The sequence below is a fragment of the Dyadobacter fermentans DSM 18053 genome (genome assembly GCF_000023125.1).
Taxonomy (GTDB): domain Bacteria; phylum Bacteroidota; class Bacteroidia; order Cytophagales; family Spirosomataceae; genus Dyadobacter; species Dyadobacter fermentans.
In genome coordinates this window covers 5,904,372-5,921,881 of the sequence record NC_013037.1, presented here as the reverse complement: position 1 = coordinate 5,921,881, position 17,510 = coordinate 5,904,372, and the positions used below count along the sequence as shown (strand labels likewise).

Below are 17,510 nucleotides of genomic sequence, written 5' to 3'. Positions count from 1 at the left end.
TTAATTCAAAATTAACTGACAGTCAATTCTTTACACTTTTGGCAAGCCTTTTTAAAATAGGACTGGCATAAGAGACGCGGATGTACGCATTTGTTTTTAGGACATGTTGTCCGTTATTACATACCAAATCTCAAACTCCAACTTTTTATGATCCAGTTAGAAAAGATATCCAAATATTACCCGGCAGGTTTTGGCAAAACCTATGTATTGCGCCACATTGATTTGAACATTAAAGAAGGTGAGTTTGTGTCGATAATGGGCCCGTCCGGCTCCGGCAAATCCACCCTCCTGCATATTCTCGGCTTACTCGAAGAGCCGTCCGAAGGCGAATACCTTTTCCTCGACGAGCCGGTCCAGAAGCTCTCCGAAAAGAAACGCACCGAATTGCACCGTCACCACATCGGTTTCGTGTTCCAGGCCTACCACCTGATCGACGAGCTGACGGTTTATGAAAACATCGAAACACCGCTTTTGTACAAAGGCACGTCGTCCTCCGAACGCAAAAGTCGCGTGGCCGAGCTGCTCGACCGCTTCAATATGGTTGCCAAAAAAGACCTTTTCCCGCACCAGCTTTCGGGTGGCCAGCAGCAGCTGGTGGGTGTTGCCCGGGCAATCGTGCACAACCCGAAAGTGATTTTCGCCGACGAACCGACCGGAAATCTCCATTCGGAACAGGCGATCGAGATTATGGAATTATTTCAAAAACTTAACCAGGAAGACAAAGTCACCATCGTCCAGGTAACCCATTCCGAAACGAACGCGGGCTACGGCAACCGGATCGTCCGGTTGAAGGACGGCTGGCTGGCGTGACCTGAATCAATCTATTAGCCATGAAACGCATTATTTTACTTTTCTGCCTCCTGCCTCTCCTCGGGCAGGCCCAGACCAGACTGAGCCTCGCCGAATGCGTGGACCTGCTGGCCAAAAACAACCTCATTTACCAGCAGGGCACATTGCAGGCGGAAGCGGCGCAGGCGCAGCTACGGCAGACAAAGTCACAAATTCTTCCCCAAATCTATATTTCGGCCAACCAGAGTCTTAACCTCGGCCGGAGCATTGACCAGTACACCAACGAGTATATCGACCAGCTTTATACCTATAACTCGGTGAGTACGGGATTCCAGTTACCCGTTTACCAGGCCGGGCGACTTGCAAACCAGGCACGCCAGGGGACACTGCTCAAAGAGTCGGCGATGGAAAACCGCATTGCCGTGCTGAATGCGCAAACGATCCTGCTCATGCAAGGCTACGTGAATGTACTGGCAACCAAGGCATTGCTCGAAGCAGCCGACCAGCAATTGGCTTCGTCGCAGCAGCAGGTGGACAAGGTACAGAGGCAGGTAGACGCCGGGACCGCCGGTAACAACCTTCTTGCGGAGATTAAAGCTCAGCTTTCCAATGACAAATTTTTGCAGGTAACGGCATTGAGCAATTACCGTACGGCGCGGCTCGCATTGTTCCAGCGGATGAACATCACGCCCGACGACCAGGTAGAGTTCGAACCGCTGCTGCCGAAGGAGAACATTACGCCCGCTGCGGCGGATGCCACGGAATTGTATGATCATGCTTCGAAAGCATTCCCGGAAATACGCAGCGCCGAACTGAACCGCGAGAGTTTTAAGTACCTGGTGAAGTCGATTAAGGCATTGAACTATCCGTCGCTGGACCTGAACACCAATGTGCGTGCGTTTTACGCTTCCACCAACAAGAACCTTGATTATTTCAACCAGTTGAATGCGACGCGGAATGGTTCTATCACGCTCGGCCTAAACATCCCGATCATGGGCCGCTGGGTAACCCGGCCGCGTGTGGAACTGGCGAAAGTCCAGGAGCGCCAGGCCCAGAATACCCTCGACATCGCCAACCAGCAACTCCGCCAGGCGATCGAAGCCGCCGTGCTCAGCCTGAACACCATGGCCGACAAATACGCGGCGGCCGAAGGGCAGGTAGAATCACTGGGAGCGGCATTTGCGGTGGTCGAGAGCAAGTTCAACGCCGGTGTCTCGAGTATTTTCGAATACACACTCTCGAAGGCCAAGCTGGCACAAGCCCAGGGCACCGCCATTCAGGCGAAATATGACTATCTGATGCAACAAAGACTGTTACAATATTACCGCCAGGGCAACTGGCAGGGGATTTTTTAGGCTGTAAGCAGTAGGCGATAGGCTATAAGCTTTATGCAGGAAGACATTAATCGGGTTCAGCTTATGGCCTAAGGCTTAGCTTAAAGCCCTAATGACTGTTAGGTTAAATTTGGTATCGGTAATTCTTAGAAGCAGCCAGGCGCATTGGCTGCTTCTTTTTTTGTTAAATAAATTTAAATGATTAGGTGGTTACATTAAGGAATGTATATTGGTAACCAAATTTAAAAATGAATGACCATGAAAAAACTTTTTCTATTGTTACTGCCAGCCCTCGCGTTGGGCGCAGGAAGCGCGCATGCGCAGTTGCAAAAAGGGATGAAGTACTGGGGAGCGACGGTTAATTTTTCCGGCGAGTTTTCCAGGGATGAAGTTCCGGCATACGATAATGAGGTCAATAAAACTTCCCGCCCGGCCATTTCTCCTGAGGCGCAGCTGGGATGGTTCGTGTCCGACAAAGTCATGCTGGGTGTTGGATTAAGGTATGGTTTGACTTATCAAAAGACCGCTATCAAATCCTCCGACTTCGAGTCGCGCTCGTTGAGCCAGAACCTCCAATTGTTACCTTTCATTCGCCGGTATTTCAGTATGAACGACCGATGGGCGATATTCATCCACGGCGAATTAGGGCCGAATTATTCCTGGTCGAAGGTGATAAATAAGAGTATAGATACCGACAAAAACGACTATTGGCAGTATGGGCTCACTGTTAAGCCAGGAGTGGTTTACACTTTTCCGAACAAAAAATGGTCGGTGGAGGCCTACACCAACTTTCTCTCCCTCGGCTTCAACTATTTCCCATTCCCCAGGGACAACGGCAGGGAAATTACGGTTTCATCTGGCCTGAATACAAACTTCCCGTCTTACTTCTCCCTCCGCATTGCACGCTATATCCAACCTAAAAACTAATCGGCCATGAAAAACCTTACGACCAAAATTTTAATCGTCGCATCAATAATGGTTCATTCGATGGCGCAGGCGCAATTCCGGGAGGGCGAATCATTCGTGAGCGGCTCGTTCTACCTGAATGCTTACGACTCCAAAGCGAAGAACTTCGATAGCCATAACAAACGGTACTCTCACAATATAAATGTATCAGTGGGAAAGTTTAAAAGCAGCACATTTGCCACGGGCTGGGGCTTTAACCACGGACTTGTCCATCAAAAACTCAGGAATTTCAACGTCGATCCGAAGCCGATCCAATCACTCAGTTTTGGTGTAAACCGGTTCTGGGAATTTTACAAACCTTTGAACGACAAGTTCGCATTGTATGCGCGTCCGTCCGCTGGGGTGACTTATGCGGTGAAAAACGAGGTCGAATTCAATAACAATGTAATCGTAAGAGAGCTGCACGGAAACGTATTTTCGCTGGACCTGGGAGTGAGCGCCGGGATCGCGTGGCGCGTTGCACCCAAATGGGCCATTTACGGAAGCTTTGCCTTCCTAAGCCCCATTAACGTTTCGTATGGATTCGGGTATTCAAAGCAAACCGCCAATCCTCTTCCGGACGGACAATATGCAAAGAGCGATTCGCGCGCGCTCAGCTACCGGTTCGCGCCGGACCTGTCGTCCGGTTCGATCGGGCTGGGATTCCGGTACTTTTATGGCATGAAATAATTGAAGATAATCGCTTAAAACACATTAAAAACCCCGTGGATATGGCTTTTAAGGCCATATCCACTTTTTATTTATAATGAAAAAACATTTTTTAGTTGTCCTTTTCGCGGCATTCAGCGCCTGCCATAAACCCCAGACAACCAACCTTGCCGCGCCGTGGGAGCCGGACTATGATGTTACCCGTTCGGAAAATGCGATCAAGGAATTCGAGAAAAAAGACGCCGCACAAATGCCTGCACCGGGCGGAATAGTTTTCACAGGTAGCTCTTCATTTACCAAATGGCAGGGTGCCGCGCAAGATCTTGCGCCGCTGCCGATCATCAACCGCGGCTTCGGCGGCTCTACATTACCCGAAGTGATCCATTATTCGGATCGCACGATTTCCAAATACAAGCCGAAAACGGTCGTGATCTATTGCGAAAACGATATGTTCGGTAAAAAACCAAAATCGCCCGAGCAGGTGCGCGACGCGTATGTGACGCTCGTAAAAAAGCTCCGCGCGCAACAGCCGGACGTGCAGCTTTACGGCGTGTCGTTGAAACCCTCGCCGTCGCGGTGGGCGAAGCGGGAGGATGTGATCAAGGCCAACAAACTGATCCAGGATTATATTAGAAAAGATAAGAACCACCATTACATCGACGTGTGGCCGGTGATGCTCAAAGACGGCCGCCCGGACGGCGCTATCTTCGTGAGCGACAGCCTGCATATGAACGAGGAAGGTTACAAAAGATGGACGAAAGTGTTCCGCCCGATACTGGAAAAATCAGTCTGAAAGTATCCTGCACTTTACGGTTTTTCGGAAAGATTTTAAAAGAACAGATAAGGGTATTGGTTTTAACGTAAAGTCACTATATTGACCGAAAAAATACATTTCCGGGTAAAAAAGTGATATTCCACTAATGAAAGTAACAGCGGTTTTTGATATTGGCAGGACCAATAAGAAGTATGTACTTTTCAACGAAAAGTATGACATCGTTCACGAGTTTTCAGAATCCCTCCCCGAAACAGTTGACGAAGACGGCTTTCCTACCGAAGATTGTGAATTGTTGACGAAATGGGTGCAGGACCGCTGGGCCGAACTGCTGGCGAACCCGGAATTCGACATCAAGGCCGTGAACGTAGCCGGTTACGGGGCGAGCCTCGTGCATCTCGACGCCGCGAACCGCCCGCTTACCCCGCTGTATTCGTACCTCAAACCGTTCCCGGAAGAACTTTTGAAGCAATTTTACAGCACCTACGGCGACCCTACGCGTATTTCCCTGCAAACCGGCTCACCGGCGATGGGTATGCTCAACTCGGGCATGCAGCTGTACTGGCTCAAACACACCAAACCGGAGATTTATAGCCAGATCGCCACCACTTTGCATTTACCGCAATACATATTATACCTGCTCACCGGCCGCAAAGTGAGCGATTACACCTCGCTGGGCTGCCACACCGCATTGTGGAGCTTCGAAATGTGGGATTACCACGAGTGGGTGAAGCAGGAAGGCATCCATAAGAAACTTGCGCCCGTGCTGGCGTCGTCGTCGTTCATTTACCGGCATGGCGACAAGGGCATTCAGTCGGGCTTCGGGCTGCACGACAGCTCCTCGGCGCTGATCCCTTACCGCATGGCTGTTAAAAAGCCGTTCGTATTGCTTTCGACGGGAACCTGGTGTATCAATTTCAATTCGTTTGCATCTAAACCACTGACTTCCTATCAGTTGGAACGCGATTGCATGAATTACCTTACGCCGGAAGGCAGCGGTGTTACCGCTTCACGCCTCTTCATGGGTCGTGAGCATGATTACCAGGTGGCTCGCATTGTAGAATATTTCAAAGTAGCCCCTGATTTCTACAAAAATGTAGCTTTCGACGAAGCAATCCTGCAACAGGACACACCGAAATTCTACACTGCCTGCATGACCGGCAATGGGCCTTTCCCCGAACCGAACACCCAGGAATGGCAGATCAGCGCATTTTCTTCGGCTGAGGCGGCTTACCACCATTTGCTGAAAGGCCTCACCGAACTGCTTTTCGTATCGCTGGACCTGGTGAATATCAAGGATGTACATGCCATTTACGTCGATGGCGGATTTGCCCGCAACGAAATATTCACAAAACTCCTGGCAAGGCACTATCCGAACCATAAAGTATACGTGTCGGACTTGCCTTACGCGACTTCACTCGGCGCCGCATTGCACGTGACACGCCCGCAGACCTACGAGTTCGCTGGTGAAATCCGTGAAATAAAACCTTGATGATCAACTGATCCGACTCCAGTTGGTTTCTTCCTTACGCAGATTTTCCAAATGGCTGCGAATGGGTTGGTGAACCGGCTGGAGCAGATCGGGATCGGTGGTGAGAATTTCCTCTGCCGATGCCCGTGCCGCCTTCAGAATCTCGCCGTCCTGGGCGAGGTTGGCTACCAATAAATCCACCAGACCGCTTTGCTGCGTTCCCGAAATATCCCCGGGACCGCGCAGCTGCAAGTCTACTTCCGCTATTTCAAAACCGTCGTTGGTGCGGCACATGGTTTCGATGCGCAGCTTGGTATCCTTGCTCAGCTTGTAGTCTGTCATCAAAATGCAATACGATTGCTCCGCGCCTCGCCCTACCCTGCCGCGCAGCTGGTGCAGCTGTGATAATCCGAAGCGCTCCGCATTCTCGATCACCATCACCGACGCATTCGGCACATTCACGCCCACTTCGATCACCGTCGTCGCGACCATGATTTTCGTTTCGCCGCGCACGAAGCGGCCCATTTCGAAGTCTTTGTCCTGCGACCGCATTTTGCCGTGCACGATACTCAGCGGCACGCCTGGGAATGCCCGCGCCACGCTTTCATAACCATCCATCAGGTCTTTGAGATCCATTTTCTCCGATTCTTCGATCAGCGGATACACCATGTAAACCTGCCTGCCCTTGGCGATTTCTTCTTTCAGAAAGCCAAAGACCTGCAAACGGTTTTTATCAAAGCGATGGACCGTTTTAATGGGCTTGCGTCCGGCAGGAAGCTCGTTGATCGCCGAAATATCGAGATCGCCGTAGAGCGTCATCGCGAGCGTCCGGGGAATGGGCGTGGCCGTCATCACGAGCATGTGGGGATTAATGCGTTTGTTTTTAGCCCAAAGCTTGGCCCGCTGCGCGACCCCGAACCGGTGTTGTTCGTCGATAATGCACAGGCCGAGGTTTTTGAACTGCACCGCGTCCTCGATCAATGCGTGCGTGCCAACGATGATGTGCAAAGTGCCATTCAGCAGCTCGCGGTGGATTACCTCGCGCTCCTTTTTCTTGGTGGAGCCCGTCAGCTTCGCGATGTTCACGCCCAGCAGGTCGGCAAACTTTTTGAGGCCCTGGTAATGCTGGTCGGTGAGGATTTCGGTGGGTGCCATGAGGCAGGCCTGCGCATCGTTATCCAATGCAAAGAGCATGGTAATGAACGCCACAATGGTTTTTCCGGAGCCCACATCGCCTTGCAGGAGGCGGTTCATTTGCTTACCTGTTTTGAGGTCTTCGTGGATCTCATGCAGCACGCGGATCTGCGCGCCGGTGAGTTTAAATGGCAAATGCTGTTCGTAAAATTCCTTCACGAGCAGGGTTTTATCGAATATCAGTCCCGGGTACTCCGTCTTATGGAGCAGCTTGTTTTTGATTAACCGGAACTGGTTGTAAAAAAGCTCTTCGAATTTCAGCCGTCGCTGCGCCTGGTGCAGTGTTCGGTTATCCTGCGGCAAGTGGAAATGCCACAATGCCTGCGCTTTGGACACGAGCCGGTATTTCTCGACGAGCGGCGCGGGGAGCGTTTCGCGGATGTGCGTATGCGCGATTTCCAGCAGGTTACGCATCATTTTGCTCAGCGCCTTGCTGTCCAGAAACTTCTTGCGCAGCTTTTCGGTAAGCGGGTAAATGGGTTGCCAATAGCCCGCCGACGCGTTTTCCGGCGTCAGCACTTCTATTTCTGGATGGGTAATGCTCCATTTCCCGCCGTACAGCACGGGCGTTCCGTAAACGATATATTCCCCGCCGCGTCTCAGCCACTTTTCATACCACGAAATGCTCTGGAACCAAACCAAATCGAGAAAGCCCGTCCCGTCCTGGAATGTACCGACCAGCCGCTTTTTGCTTCCCTCCCCAATCACGGAAAATTCCCGCAAACGGCCTTTCACCTGGGCGGCGGTCATTTGTTCGTTCAGGTCGCTGAGCTTGTGGAACACGCTACGGTCTTCGTGCCGGAAAGGATAATGCTGGATAAGGTCGCCGAAGGTAAAAATACTCAGTTCCTGATTGAGCAAGGCAGCTTTTTGCGGCCCCACGCCTTTCAGGAATTCGATCTTGGTGTCGAAAAAACGGGTTCTAACGGATGGGTTTGTTGCAGAAGTCATTATTCAAATATAAACTGAAATCCCCAAAAACCCGGTTTGCAGGGTGCAAATGTTAATCTCTGTTAACGGAGTAGCTATTCTTCCGTTTTTGGCTACAACCCGCTTGATTCACAACTTGCTAATGCTTTACTTGCTGCTTCGTATTTCTCAAACCACCAAACCATTACCAAAATCTACACGACTTATGAAAACCACCTTGTTATCGCTTTTCCTGACCTTGATTGCATTCACCTGGGCCTCCGCGCAAAGCCCGCACGTGACTGCCGACGGCAAGAACCTGAGCGTCCGTTACGGCCAGCCATCTAAGAAAGGACGCGTGCTCTTCGGCAAGCAGGGCAGCGGCAGTCTCGAACCTTACGGCAAGCCATGGCGCATCGGCGCGGACAGCGCAACGACGATCACTTTCAAGAAAGACGTTACATTCGGCGGAAAGGCTGTTAAAGCGGGTACTTACACGATGTTCGCTACGCCTAACGAAAAAGAGTGGACCATCATCCTGAACAGCCAGCTCGGCCAGTGGGGCGCTTACAAATACGACCAATACAAAAGCAAAGACGTAGCGCAAATCACCGTTCCCAACAAAACTTACCCGAACTCGGAAGAAAAACTGACTTTCACCGTCAAAGACAACTCCCTGGACTTCCAATGGGATAAAGTCGGCTTCTCCGTGCCTGTGAAGTAACAAAATGAATTTACCGTAAAAAGGGACGGGGTGCTACCAAAAATAGCACCCCGTCCCTTTTACCTTCCTCCATCCTCCCTAGCTATAAATTCTGCTTAATCATATTCTCCAAAACCTGCAAATGCTCCGTAAATGCCTTGTGGCCGTCTTCGGTGGCTTTGTAGGTCGTCAGCGGTTTGCGACCGTTGAATTGTTTCTGGAATTCAATGTATTTGATTTCTTCCAATGCCTTCAAATGCGAGGCCAGGTTGCCGTCGGTGAGTTGCAGCAGCTCTTTCAATTCGTTAAAACTGAGGGAATCGTTTACCACGAGCACGGACATGAGCCCGAGCCTGATCTTGCTTTCGAATACCTTATTAAACTTTTCTAACCACTCCATTATTGGTTCCCTGTTACGAGGACGTCGAGTGCCTGGCGCCTTACGCCGGGCGTTGATTTATGGGTCGCCCCGCTATTGATTGGCTTCCAAAAACAGCATTGCGTCGCGGTTACGGAGCCACACAGCCTGGTCGCGTTGGTTGTTGGCCGCCATGGTGAATGCCGAGCCGACCAGACCCGTTCCTACCGATACCCAGAAAAACGTTTTCAGATTGTCGCGTTTGCCCGAAAGCAACGAAACGATTGACCCTGCCGAGCCGGCCAGCGAAATAACCAGGCCGATGCTGCGTGTGTTTCTGGATTTCAGGTAAAGGCCGAGCCCTTCCGGTGACACCATAAATTCGTTCCGCAAAGCCTTCTGCCCCGTGTAAAGGACATTGTTTTTGACAAAACTATTCCCATTTCTCAAATAAATGGTTTCCTTATCATACCATTTTCTCGCTTTTGCCACCGTGCTGTCCGAAGGAATACGCACCTGCGCCTGGCAAACCGAGCCGGCGATCAATAGCAGCGTCACCACGGCAAGTCCGGATTTTCCGCCGGGCATATTCCCGCCAGGATGCTGCCCGCCCGGCAGCTGGCCGCCCGGCAGCTTCTCCCTTTCGTAGCGGTTATACATGGTGAGGCCGTAAACGATATGCAACAGACCAAACCCGATTGCCCAGAATATCAGCGAATAGCCGGTCAAAAACAGCGCTACGCAACCGATTCCGATTTCGGAAATACCCATGTAAAACACTTCCGGGTAAGTAAAGCGGCTTGCATTCACGAGCGCCAGACCGTAGAAAAGCAGCGTTACGGGGAAAACCAGCCAGATAAAGCCGTAATGCAGCATTGCCAATGCAAACACACCGCCCGTTACGAGCGGTATCAGCATGGCTACGAGCAGCCGCTTCGAGCTGCCGTTCCAAACGGTCAGGCCTTTTTTGCGTCCCCTGCGCACCGTGAGGAGAATGCCTATCGCGAGCGACGATACCAGCACGCAAATGCCGTCGACGAGCAAGAAACCGATCACATCCTGCCGCGATTCCCCCTGATAGCTTCCCAGAGGCACCAGAATATCTACCAGCCAGTCCGTTTTGAAGCGGATGTAGGCCGCTCCGGCTCCGATAAGCGCAAAAATACCGGCAAAGACGCCGCTTAACCCGCTAAGTGAAAGAAATTTGGACGACCGCTCCATCAGGTTGCGGATCTCGTTCAAAGTATGCAAAGAATCCTGATTCGGGCTCATAAATGTATCACAATGTAAAGTAGCAGTCAGAGATTGTCAGAAATAGTCGGGCGTGTCCACTGATGTTGAATGCAGTCAGAAATGGTCACGCGTGGTCAAGAATTATCGGATGTGGTCAGACATAGCGGCTTCGGTGTTAAAACAGCAATGCGATTTTTGGGATAAATACGATCCCTCCCACTATTACCGCCGAAATGGCCAGCAGCAGCACCCCGGCGGCCGCTGTATCCTTCACCACTTTGATGACCGGATGGTAATCGGCCGACACGAGATCGGCCAGTTTTTCGATGGCCGTATTGAAGGCCTCGGCCGCCCAGACGAGCCCGATCTGGATCACTATAATGCACCATTCGGTAGCTGAGAGATCAAAAAATACGCCTGCTATGGCTACCACCACGCAGGCGATGAGGTGAATGCGGGCATTGTTTTCGTAGCGGAACAGGCTGTAAATGCCCGCCCCTGCGTAACGGAAGCTTCGGACGGCTTTAAGAATATCGATGGGTCCGTTCATGTTGTTTCAGTTCGGCAAAAATATGGAACGCAAAGTACAACAACATGAGCACGAACGAAAACGTAATGGTGTGTTTGATCGCCAGCGGGTCGTGCAGGCTGCGGTAAATGCCTTTGGCGAGCGCGCCGGGCTGCGTGATAATGTCCCAGCTGTTCCAGCGTCCGTAGCGTCCCAGAAATATCCCGAATCCGCTCAGGATCATCGAGTTCAGGATCGCGAACCATGCCAGGCGCTCGTTCCAGCGGTGGGCGATGATCCGGTGCACGATGCGGATGCTGTATAGGCCGGTCATAAATCCCGCGAGTGAGAATGTAAAAATCATCAATGCGTCGTACCAGATCATATTTTCGGGCACACCGCGCAAATGTTTCAGGTCGGTAATGATATAAGGCGCATTAGGGAAAAATAGCAACCATACCGTCAGGTAAATCATCAAGATACCGAACGGCGCAGGCCGGCGCTTCTCCATTTCCCAAACCCATTTGATAAACAGCAGCGGCACCCAGGCCAGAAAGAGGTTCCAGGCAAGAAAAACGAAATGCCAGCTTTCCAGGAGAATCCTGACTGACAATAATGCCATTGCAGCGGCAGAAACAAATGCAAGGAGCGCAACTTTCAAATTGCCTTCCAGATAGTTGACCAGGTTTCTCAGCATTGTCTAATTGTTTTAAAGTACTTTGAAATGCAAAGTTAATGTAAAACAAACGGAAACTGCAAGCAAGTCTGCTGCATTTAAAATCAAAAGGTTACATAAGGAATGCGTCCGCGGTCGAAACGGCTACTTCTTGCTGTTGGCGATGAATGCCTTCATCATGGCCCATTCACGACCGGCAGTTTTGGCTTTAAACGTTTCCAGACAGCCGCGGTCTTGCAGGGTAATGTAGCAGGTTTTGCCATTCTTGCCCCCGAAACAGATGTTGGAAACCTTCTTGCCTATTGTTTGAATGGTCTGGATCACTTTTCCTTCGGGCGAAAGTACGGCCACTTCGCCCTTGCCGTGCCGGGTGATGTAGAGGTTACCGGCCACATCGCAGCGCATGCCGTCCATGCCGCCGTCCTCGAAATGATGCAGCAGTTTCTTGTTGGACAATGTACCGTCCGGCGCAAGATCGAACGCCCACACATTGCGCTGCACGCTTTCGTTGACGTACAACTTCTTCTCGTCGGGGCTGACGTCGATGCCATTGGTAGTTCCCATGTTTCCAACGGCGAGGCTCACTTTTCCTTCGGGGGTAATGTGCCATATTTGCCCGGTTCCCTCCTTCCAGTTCGGGTCGGATGCGAAAATATGGCCGGAGGCGGTTACGGCCAGGTCGTTGGGCTGGTTCATCTTCGGCTCGTTGGCGAACACCGAAACGTCCTTCGTAACCATGTCCACTTTCAGGATATTGTGCCCCGTGAAGTCGGCGACATAGAAAGTGTTTTTATCCACAAACCGGATCCCGTTGCCCGTGCTGCCTTTGGGCAGAGTCACGAAAAAGCTGGCATTGCCTTTCTTGCTGAGCTGCGCTATCGTGCCATCGCGCGCGAAGTTGACGGCGTACACATTGCCGTCTTCGTCCACGGCGGGGCCTTCGCAATTGCTCGTAAATTCCCCTTCGTTCGAAAATTTCTTACTTTTTGTCTGTGCCTGCCCGATTCCCGGTGCTAACAACGTGATGGAGAGGAGGATAGGTAAAAATCTGGTCATAGGGCAATTTCATCAAAAAATCACTGGTTTTTCCACTTGATGGCGCAGCCCACGGGTTTGGTGAGCGTTGTCACGACCGGCTTCCCGCCGGCCAGGTTGGTCACGGCCTCGTCCACATAAAACTTGGTGACGCCGGAAGCATCCTGCGGGTTGTCGTCGATCATGCCCACGTACCGCACGGCAAACTGCGCACCGTTTTTCTGCAACACAAATGCCTGCGGCGTGCGCGCGGCCCCGAATGCCCGGGCTACCTGCTGTGCGTCGTCGACAAGATAAGGATAACCGTAATTTTTGGCAGCAGCCCGCTCCTTCATTTTTTCAAATGTATCGTCCTGGTGCGTTCCCGGATCGCTCGGGTTGATGGCGATCACCGGAAAGCCCTGGCCTGCGAATTTGTTGTTCAGAGCAATGATCCTGTCCTCGTAGGCCTTCGCGAACGGGCAATGGTTACTGGTAAAAACGACGATTACACCTTTGGAACTGGCAAAATCCGAGAGCGACACCATATTTCCGTTGGTGTTTTTCAAACGGAAATTAGACACCGCATCGCCTACCTGATAACCTCTCTGGGATTGCCTGCTCGCTCCCCGCTCGCCATCTTCCGCCGAGGCCGGGCCCGCCAGCAACGACAGGCATAAAATCATCGAAACCCACAGACTGATTCTTATTTTCATGTTTTCCAAATCTACTGTCTCTTAGACCCCAATATCAGGGAAAAGTAAAAGCGCCACCCGTTAAATTTTGTTAAGGAGCCACATTACGCTCCATGTCTAAACGCGCCTGCCCCCGCGGATCATATAAAGGTAGCTTTTTGAGCATTTATAACCATTTCGGATGCCGATAAATCTGCCGGCGGGATGCTTGTGGAAAAGACAACTGAATGTCCTTTTACCCTGAAATGCATGCGGCCCGATCGCGAGATATCAAAAAAAGACGAATAATCCTCCTAATGCATTGTGATTCTGCCACCCTATACTTATCTTTGCACCTCAAATTTTGAATCCAGTTTAATATAATTATTAACATGTACGCAATCGTAGAAATCGCAGGTCAGCAATTTAAAGTTGAAAAGGGTCGCGAAATCTTCACGCATAGGCTTGAAGGTGACGTGAACGCTGCACTTGTATTTGACAAAGTCCTACTCGTTGACAACGGAGGCACAGTACAGGTAGGTCTTCCGACAGTAGCAGGCGCTTCTGTAAAAGCAACTGTTCTCGAACACCTGAAAGGTGAAAAAGTGATCGTTTTCAAAAAGAAACGCCGCAAAGGATACCGTGTTAAAAACGGTCACCGTCAGTATCTGACCAAAATCAGCATCGACGAAATCGTTGCCTAATGATTGGGCGGAAGCCTGAAACAGTTCAAAACAGGAAATTACAATTTAAGTATAAGATATCATGGCACATAAGAAAGGTGTAGGTAGCTCGAAAAACGGACGTGAGTCGGAAAGCAAACGTCTTGGTGTAAAATTATTCGGTGGCCAGTTGGCAAAAGCAGGTAACATCCTGGTTCGTCAGCGTGGAACCAAGCACAACCCAGGTAAAAACGTAGGTATCGGCCGCGACCACACATTGTTCGCATTGGTTGATGGTAACGTGGTGTTCCGTAAGACCCGTGAAAACAGATCTTACGTTCACATCGAACCGATCGCGGTTGAAGCTGCTGCGGAAGCATAAGCCAACGCAACGACATTACTTCCGGAAGTCCGCTTCCCGAATGAAGTTAAAAGAGACCCGTCAGGCATTTGTTTGACGGGTTTTTTATTGGTTAATACGCCTGTCGCCAAACCAAAAGCACCCGTTCCGTGTTCTCTAAACCGGAAAGTTGTTTTATACCCTATCAATATCGACCATCCAATGCTGTCACGACCCGTTTTTGTATATACCGAATTGAGCCCCAACCCCAACTCCATGAAATTCGTACTGAATTTCGAGCTGGTGCCCGATGGGCTTTCGTTTGACTATCCTTCGCTCGAAGCTGCGCTGGAAGAAGGCAAGGCGTCGCCGCTTGCGGCCGACCTGTTCCAGTTTCCGCACGTGAAGCGCGTATTCATCGCGAGCAACTTCATTACCATCACCAAAGGCGACGACATTGCCTGGGAAGAAGTCTTGCGCGACACGAAGCAGTTCATCAAGATCTATTTTGAAGAAAATCATCCGGTATTCGAGCAAAAGACGATCGATACCAACACGCTGATCGTCGATGCACGCGATTCCGACACGGTGCAGAAAATCAAGGCTGCATTGGATCAATATGTGCGCCCGGCGGTTGAATCGGACGGTGGCGCGATCAACTTCCACTCGTTCGACGAAGGTTCGGGCGTGGTGAAAGTGCTTTTGCAAGGCTCTTGCAGCGGCTGCCCGTCGTCGACACTTACATTGAAAGCCGGTATCGAAAACCTGCTCACGCGCATGGTGCCGGACGTGAAAGAAGTAGTAGCCGAAGGCGTTTAATGCCTCAAACATATCCATCTAAAACCCTGTCGCAGCGCGGCAGGGTTTCTTTTTTTGCCGTGTTTTGTTAGTTTCGGCGCATGAACCCACCGCTGGACGCATTTATAGACCGCATTCGGGCATTGCAATCGACCGGCAATGCATTGTTCCCCAAAGGCATTTTCCCGGCGCAGCGGTCCAACTCCATGCTGGGTTACCGCCGCCCCGACACCACAATGTTCTTTTCGGCCATTTCGGCATTCACACTGCAATGCATTCGCGCGTTTTGCAGCGCGGAAAGTCAAGCTAAAATCGACGAAATCCACAACGCGGTAACCGCCAACTATCCCGATTTCCAGAACAAGGACGGCCTGAAAACCTACAACTTCTGGAAAACCAAACCTTCGCGCCACTTTCCGAACGGTAAGTGGTTCCGGCGCTTCGAACACTTCCGCATTCCGGACGATATCGACGACACGGCATTTGCCTATCTCACCACCCGGCCCTCGCAGGAGGAGTTGTTTTGGCTAAAAGATAAACTCACGCTGCACGCCAATGGCGCCAAACTGTGGATCAGGAACACCTATCCCGAGTACAAACGGCTGCCGGCGTACTCGACGTGGTTTGGCAAGAATATGTATGTCGAATTTGATGTGAGCGTGCTCACCAATATGCTGTATTGCATTTTGCACTACAAATTACCGCTGAATGTGCACGACGAGGCGAGCTTGGAATACATCCGTTCGGTCATTGAAACGCGACGGTACATTACTGCCCCATTTCGATGCGCACACCAATATCCGCGCACGCCGCTGATCATTTACCACGTGTCCAGGCTCGTAGCGGCCTTCGATCCGCCCGCATTACAGCCCATCCGCAAGCAGCTGATCCTCGATACCGAAAACCTTTTGAAAAATACCCGCAACCGCATGGACCGGGTTTTGCTATCCACATCACTCATGCGCTTTGGGGTGCGCAAGGAACGCATTCCGGTGGAGACATTTACCGAACGGGATTTCAAGGGCTTTTACTTTTTCATAGCCGGGCTGCTCACGGCCTACGAACATCCGCTTTTATACAAATTGTCGGTAAACCCGCTGGTGCATATGCATTGGACATGCGAGGCGCATTGCTGGACGCTCCTGGCCGAATATGAGGCACTCTGGAACCAGCAGCAGCCCCGCGGCGCTTTATAAATATCCAACACGAGCAACGAACGATGGCAGACCACACGATAGCACTGAAACTCCGCGAGATCATCCGCGAAACCGACGATGCCAAAACGTTCGTCTTCGAAACACTCGACGGTAGCACATTGCATTACAAGGCAGGCCAGTTTCTCACTTTCCTGATCAACATGCATGGGCACGAGGTCCGCCGCTCCTACTCGATGAGCTCGGCGCCGGGCGTGGATGAATTTCCGGCGATCACCGTAAAAAGAGTGCCTAATGGCGAGATTTCCCGGTTTTGGATCGATCTCGTCCAAGCAGGCGACACGTTTCGCGTACTCGCACCGTCGGGCCGGTTTGTACTGGAAGAAGACGATGCAGGCGAACGCGACATCGTGCTGATCGGCGCGGGCAGCGGCATTACACCGCTGTTTTCACTTTTGAAACAAACCCTTACCCAGGAAACGGACAGCCACGTAACGCTCATTTACGCCAGCCGGAATGTGCGCAGCACACTTTTCTGGAATCACATTATCGAATGGCAGGCACGGTTTCCCGAGCGGCTCCACGTCGTTCACATTCACAGCCAGCCTACCGAGGAATGGGCCGGCATTCAGGGACGGATCAACAACACGCGACTGGAACAACTCGTGGCGAAATCCATTCGATACAGGCGCGAGGACGCCCGTTTCTTCATTTGCGGGCCTTTCGAGCTAATGCGGTCCGCTGGCATCACGCTGCATTTCATGGGCTTCCACGGCACACAAATCCGCAAGGAGAACTTTGTGATCACCTCTCCCCCGCCACCGCCGCCGGTTTCGCACCCGCACCATATCACGCTCCGCTACGATGGCAACGTTCACAACCTGCTCGTTCCGGCGCATGCTACCGTGCTGGATGCCGCATTGGCCCAAGGGATTCAGCTGCCTTACAGCTGCAAAGGCGGCCGCTGCTCCTCGTGCGCCGCGGTGTGCACACAAGGTACCGTGCATATGAGTGTAAACGAAGTCCTCACCGACCGCGACCTCGCGGAAGGCTGGATACTTACCTGCTCGGCGTATGTGGATAGCGATAATGTAGTGGTTGAATTCAGGCAGCAGTAAAAACAAAGAAGCGCACAGACGATGCCGTACGCTTCTGTTAGGTTTAGGATTAGAGGAATTTCAATGATTGAATTCCTGAAAAGGTTAAAGGTTAGGAGTATTAAAGAATAAAATTTTCTTTCTTATCTTATTTACAAAATTACTTGCCAAATCGGATTTTCCTAACAAAATTTAAAAAAGTGTTCGAGC

The 17,510-nt window shown here is 51.3% G+C and carries 19 protein-coding genes; 12 read left to right on the top strand and 7 right to left on the bottom strand.

Going from position 1 to position 17,510, the window contains the following annotated elements:
- Window positions 1-147: 147 nt before the first annotated feature.
- From DFER_RS24405 to DFER_RS24380, 6 genes are all read left to right on the top strand, one after another.
- Window positions 148-810, top strand: a complete 663-nt coding sequence (locus DFER_RS24405) for an ABC transporter ATP-binding protein (protein ID WP_015814340.1) — start codon at window positions 148-150, stop codon at window positions 808-810.
- A 20-nt stretch (window positions 811-830) separates the two neighbouring features.
- Window positions 831-2,144, top strand: a complete 1,314-nt coding sequence (locus DFER_RS24400; protein ID WP_015814339.1) for a TolC family protein — start codon at window positions 831-833, stop codon at window positions 2,142-2,144.
- 237 nt (window positions 2,145-2,381) lie between these two features.
- The gene (locus DFER_RS24395; RefSeq protein ID WP_187293403.1) at window positions 2,382-3,050 is read left to right on the top strand and encodes an outer membrane beta-barrel protein; all 669 of its coding nucleotides are present in this window, start codon (window positions 2,382-2,384) and stop codon (window positions 3,048-3,050) included.
- 6 nt (window positions 3,051-3,056) lie between these two features.
- A complete protein-coding gene (locus DFER_RS24390; protein WP_015814337.1) occupies window positions 3,057-3,758 on the top strand; it encodes a hypothetical protein in 702 nt (233 codons plus the stop codon).
- Window positions 3,759-3,834: 76 nt separating this feature from the next.
- A complete protein-coding gene (locus tag DFER_RS24385) occupies window positions 3,835-4,530 on the top strand; it encodes a GDSL-type esterase/lipase family protein (protein ID WP_015814336.1) in 696 nt (231 codons plus the stop codon).
- Between the two features lie 127 nt (window positions 4,531-4,657).
- Window positions 4,658-6,001, top strand: a complete 1,344-nt coding sequence (locus DFER_RS24380; protein WP_015814335.1) for an FGGY-family carbohydrate kinase — start codon at window positions 4,658-4,660, stop codon at window positions 5,999-6,001.
- A 3-nt stretch (window positions 6,002-6,004) separates the two neighbouring features.
- Here the strand turns inward: DFER_RS24380 and recG are convergent, their stop codons facing one another.
- Window positions 6,005-8,125: an ATP-dependent DNA helicase RecG gene (gene recG / locus DFER_RS24375; protein WP_015814334.1), complete on the bottom strand. Its 2,121-nt coding sequence runs from the start codon at window positions 8,123-8,125 to the stop codon at window positions 6,005-6,007.
- A gap of 184 nt (window positions 8,126-8,309) precedes the next feature.
- Here recG and DFER_RS24370 point away from each other — a divergent pair, with 184 nt between their 5' ends.
- The gene (locus DFER_RS24370; protein WP_015814333.1) at window positions 8,310-8,807 is read left to right on the top strand and encodes a DUF2911 domain-containing protein; all 498 of its coding nucleotides are present in this window, start codon (window positions 8,310-8,312) and stop codon (window positions 8,805-8,807) included.
- A gap of 82 nt (window positions 8,808-8,889) precedes the next feature.
- On the opposite strand, the gene DFER_RS24365 is transcribed toward DFER_RS24370, so the two are convergent.
- The 6 genes from DFER_RS24365 to DFER_RS24340 form a co-directional block, all read right to left on the bottom strand.
- Entirely contained in the window at window positions 8,890-9,186 is a 297-nt protein-coding gene (locus DFER_RS24365; protein ID WP_015814332.1) for a winged helix-turn-helix domain-containing protein, read from the bottom strand.
- A gap of 72 nt (window positions 9,187-9,258) precedes the next feature.
- Entirely contained in the window at window positions 9,259-10,416 is a 1,158-nt protein-coding gene (locus DFER_RS30795) for a hypothetical protein (RefSeq protein WP_015814331.1), read from the bottom strand.
- 136 nt (window positions 10,417-10,552) lie between these two features.
- Window positions 10,553-10,927 carry a diacylglycerol kinase family protein gene (locus DFER_RS24355; protein WP_015814330.1) on the bottom strand — a complete coding sequence of 125 codons (375 nt, stop codon included), beginning with the start codon at window positions 10,925-10,927 and terminating at the stop codon, window positions 10,553-10,555.
- Complete coding sequence (locus DFER_RS24350; protein ID WP_015814329.1) at window positions 10,902-11,582, bottom strand: DUF1361 domain-containing protein; 681 nt, start codon at window positions 11,580-11,582, stop codon at window positions 10,902-10,904. Before DFER_RS24350 ends, DFER_RS24355 begins: the two co-directional genes overlap by 26 nt.
- A 123-nt stretch (window positions 11,583-11,705) precedes the next feature.
- A complete protein-coding gene (locus DFER_RS24345) occupies window positions 11,706-12,617 on the bottom strand; it encodes an SMP-30/gluconolactonase/LRE family protein (protein WP_015814328.1) in 912 nt (303 codons plus the stop codon).
- A gap of 20 nt (window positions 12,618-12,637) precedes the next feature.
- Window positions 12,638-13,291 carry a thioredoxin family protein gene (locus DFER_RS24340; protein ID WP_015814327.1) on the bottom strand — a complete coding sequence of 218 codons (654 nt, stop codon included), beginning with the start codon at window positions 13,289-13,291 and terminating at the stop codon, window positions 12,638-12,640.
- Between the two features lie 350 nt (window positions 13,292-13,641).
- Here DFER_RS24340 and rplU point away from each other — a divergent pair, with 350 nt between their 5' ends.
- The 5 genes from rplU to DFER_RS24315 all read left to right on the top strand — a co-directional run bounded on the left by rplU (window position 13,642) and on the right by DFER_RS24315 (window position 17,321).
- Entirely contained in the window at window positions 13,642-13,953 is a 312-nt protein-coding gene (rplU, locus tag DFER_RS24335; protein ID WP_015814326.1) for a 50S ribosomal protein L21, read from the top strand.
- A 61-nt stretch (window positions 13,954-14,014) separates the two neighbouring features.
- Window positions 14,015-14,293, top strand: a complete 279-nt coding sequence (gene rpmA, locus DFER_RS24330; protein WP_015814325.1) for a 50S ribosomal protein L27 — start codon at window positions 14,015-14,017, stop codon at window positions 14,291-14,293.
- 180 nt (window positions 14,294-14,473) lie between these two features.
- The gene (locus tag DFER_RS24325; RefSeq protein WP_015814324.1) at window positions 14,474-15,070 is read left to right on the top strand and encodes a NifU family protein; all 597 of its coding nucleotides are present in this window, start codon (window positions 14,474-14,476) and stop codon (window positions 15,068-15,070) included.
- Window positions 15,071-15,150: 80 nt separating this feature from the next.
- Window positions 15,151-16,245 carry a hypothetical protein gene (locus DFER_RS24320; RefSeq protein WP_015814323.1) on the top strand — a complete coding sequence of 365 codons (1,095 nt, stop codon included), beginning with the start codon at window positions 15,151-15,153 and terminating at the stop codon, window positions 16,243-16,245.
- A 23-nt stretch (window positions 16,246-16,268) separates the two neighbouring features.
- Window positions 16,269-17,321, top strand: coding sequence for a ferredoxin--NADP reductase (locus DFER_RS24315; RefSeq protein ID WP_015814322.1), 1,053 nt, complete (start codon window positions 16,269-16,271; stop codon window positions 17,319-17,321).
- Window positions 17,322-17,510 lie beyond the last annotated feature (189 nt).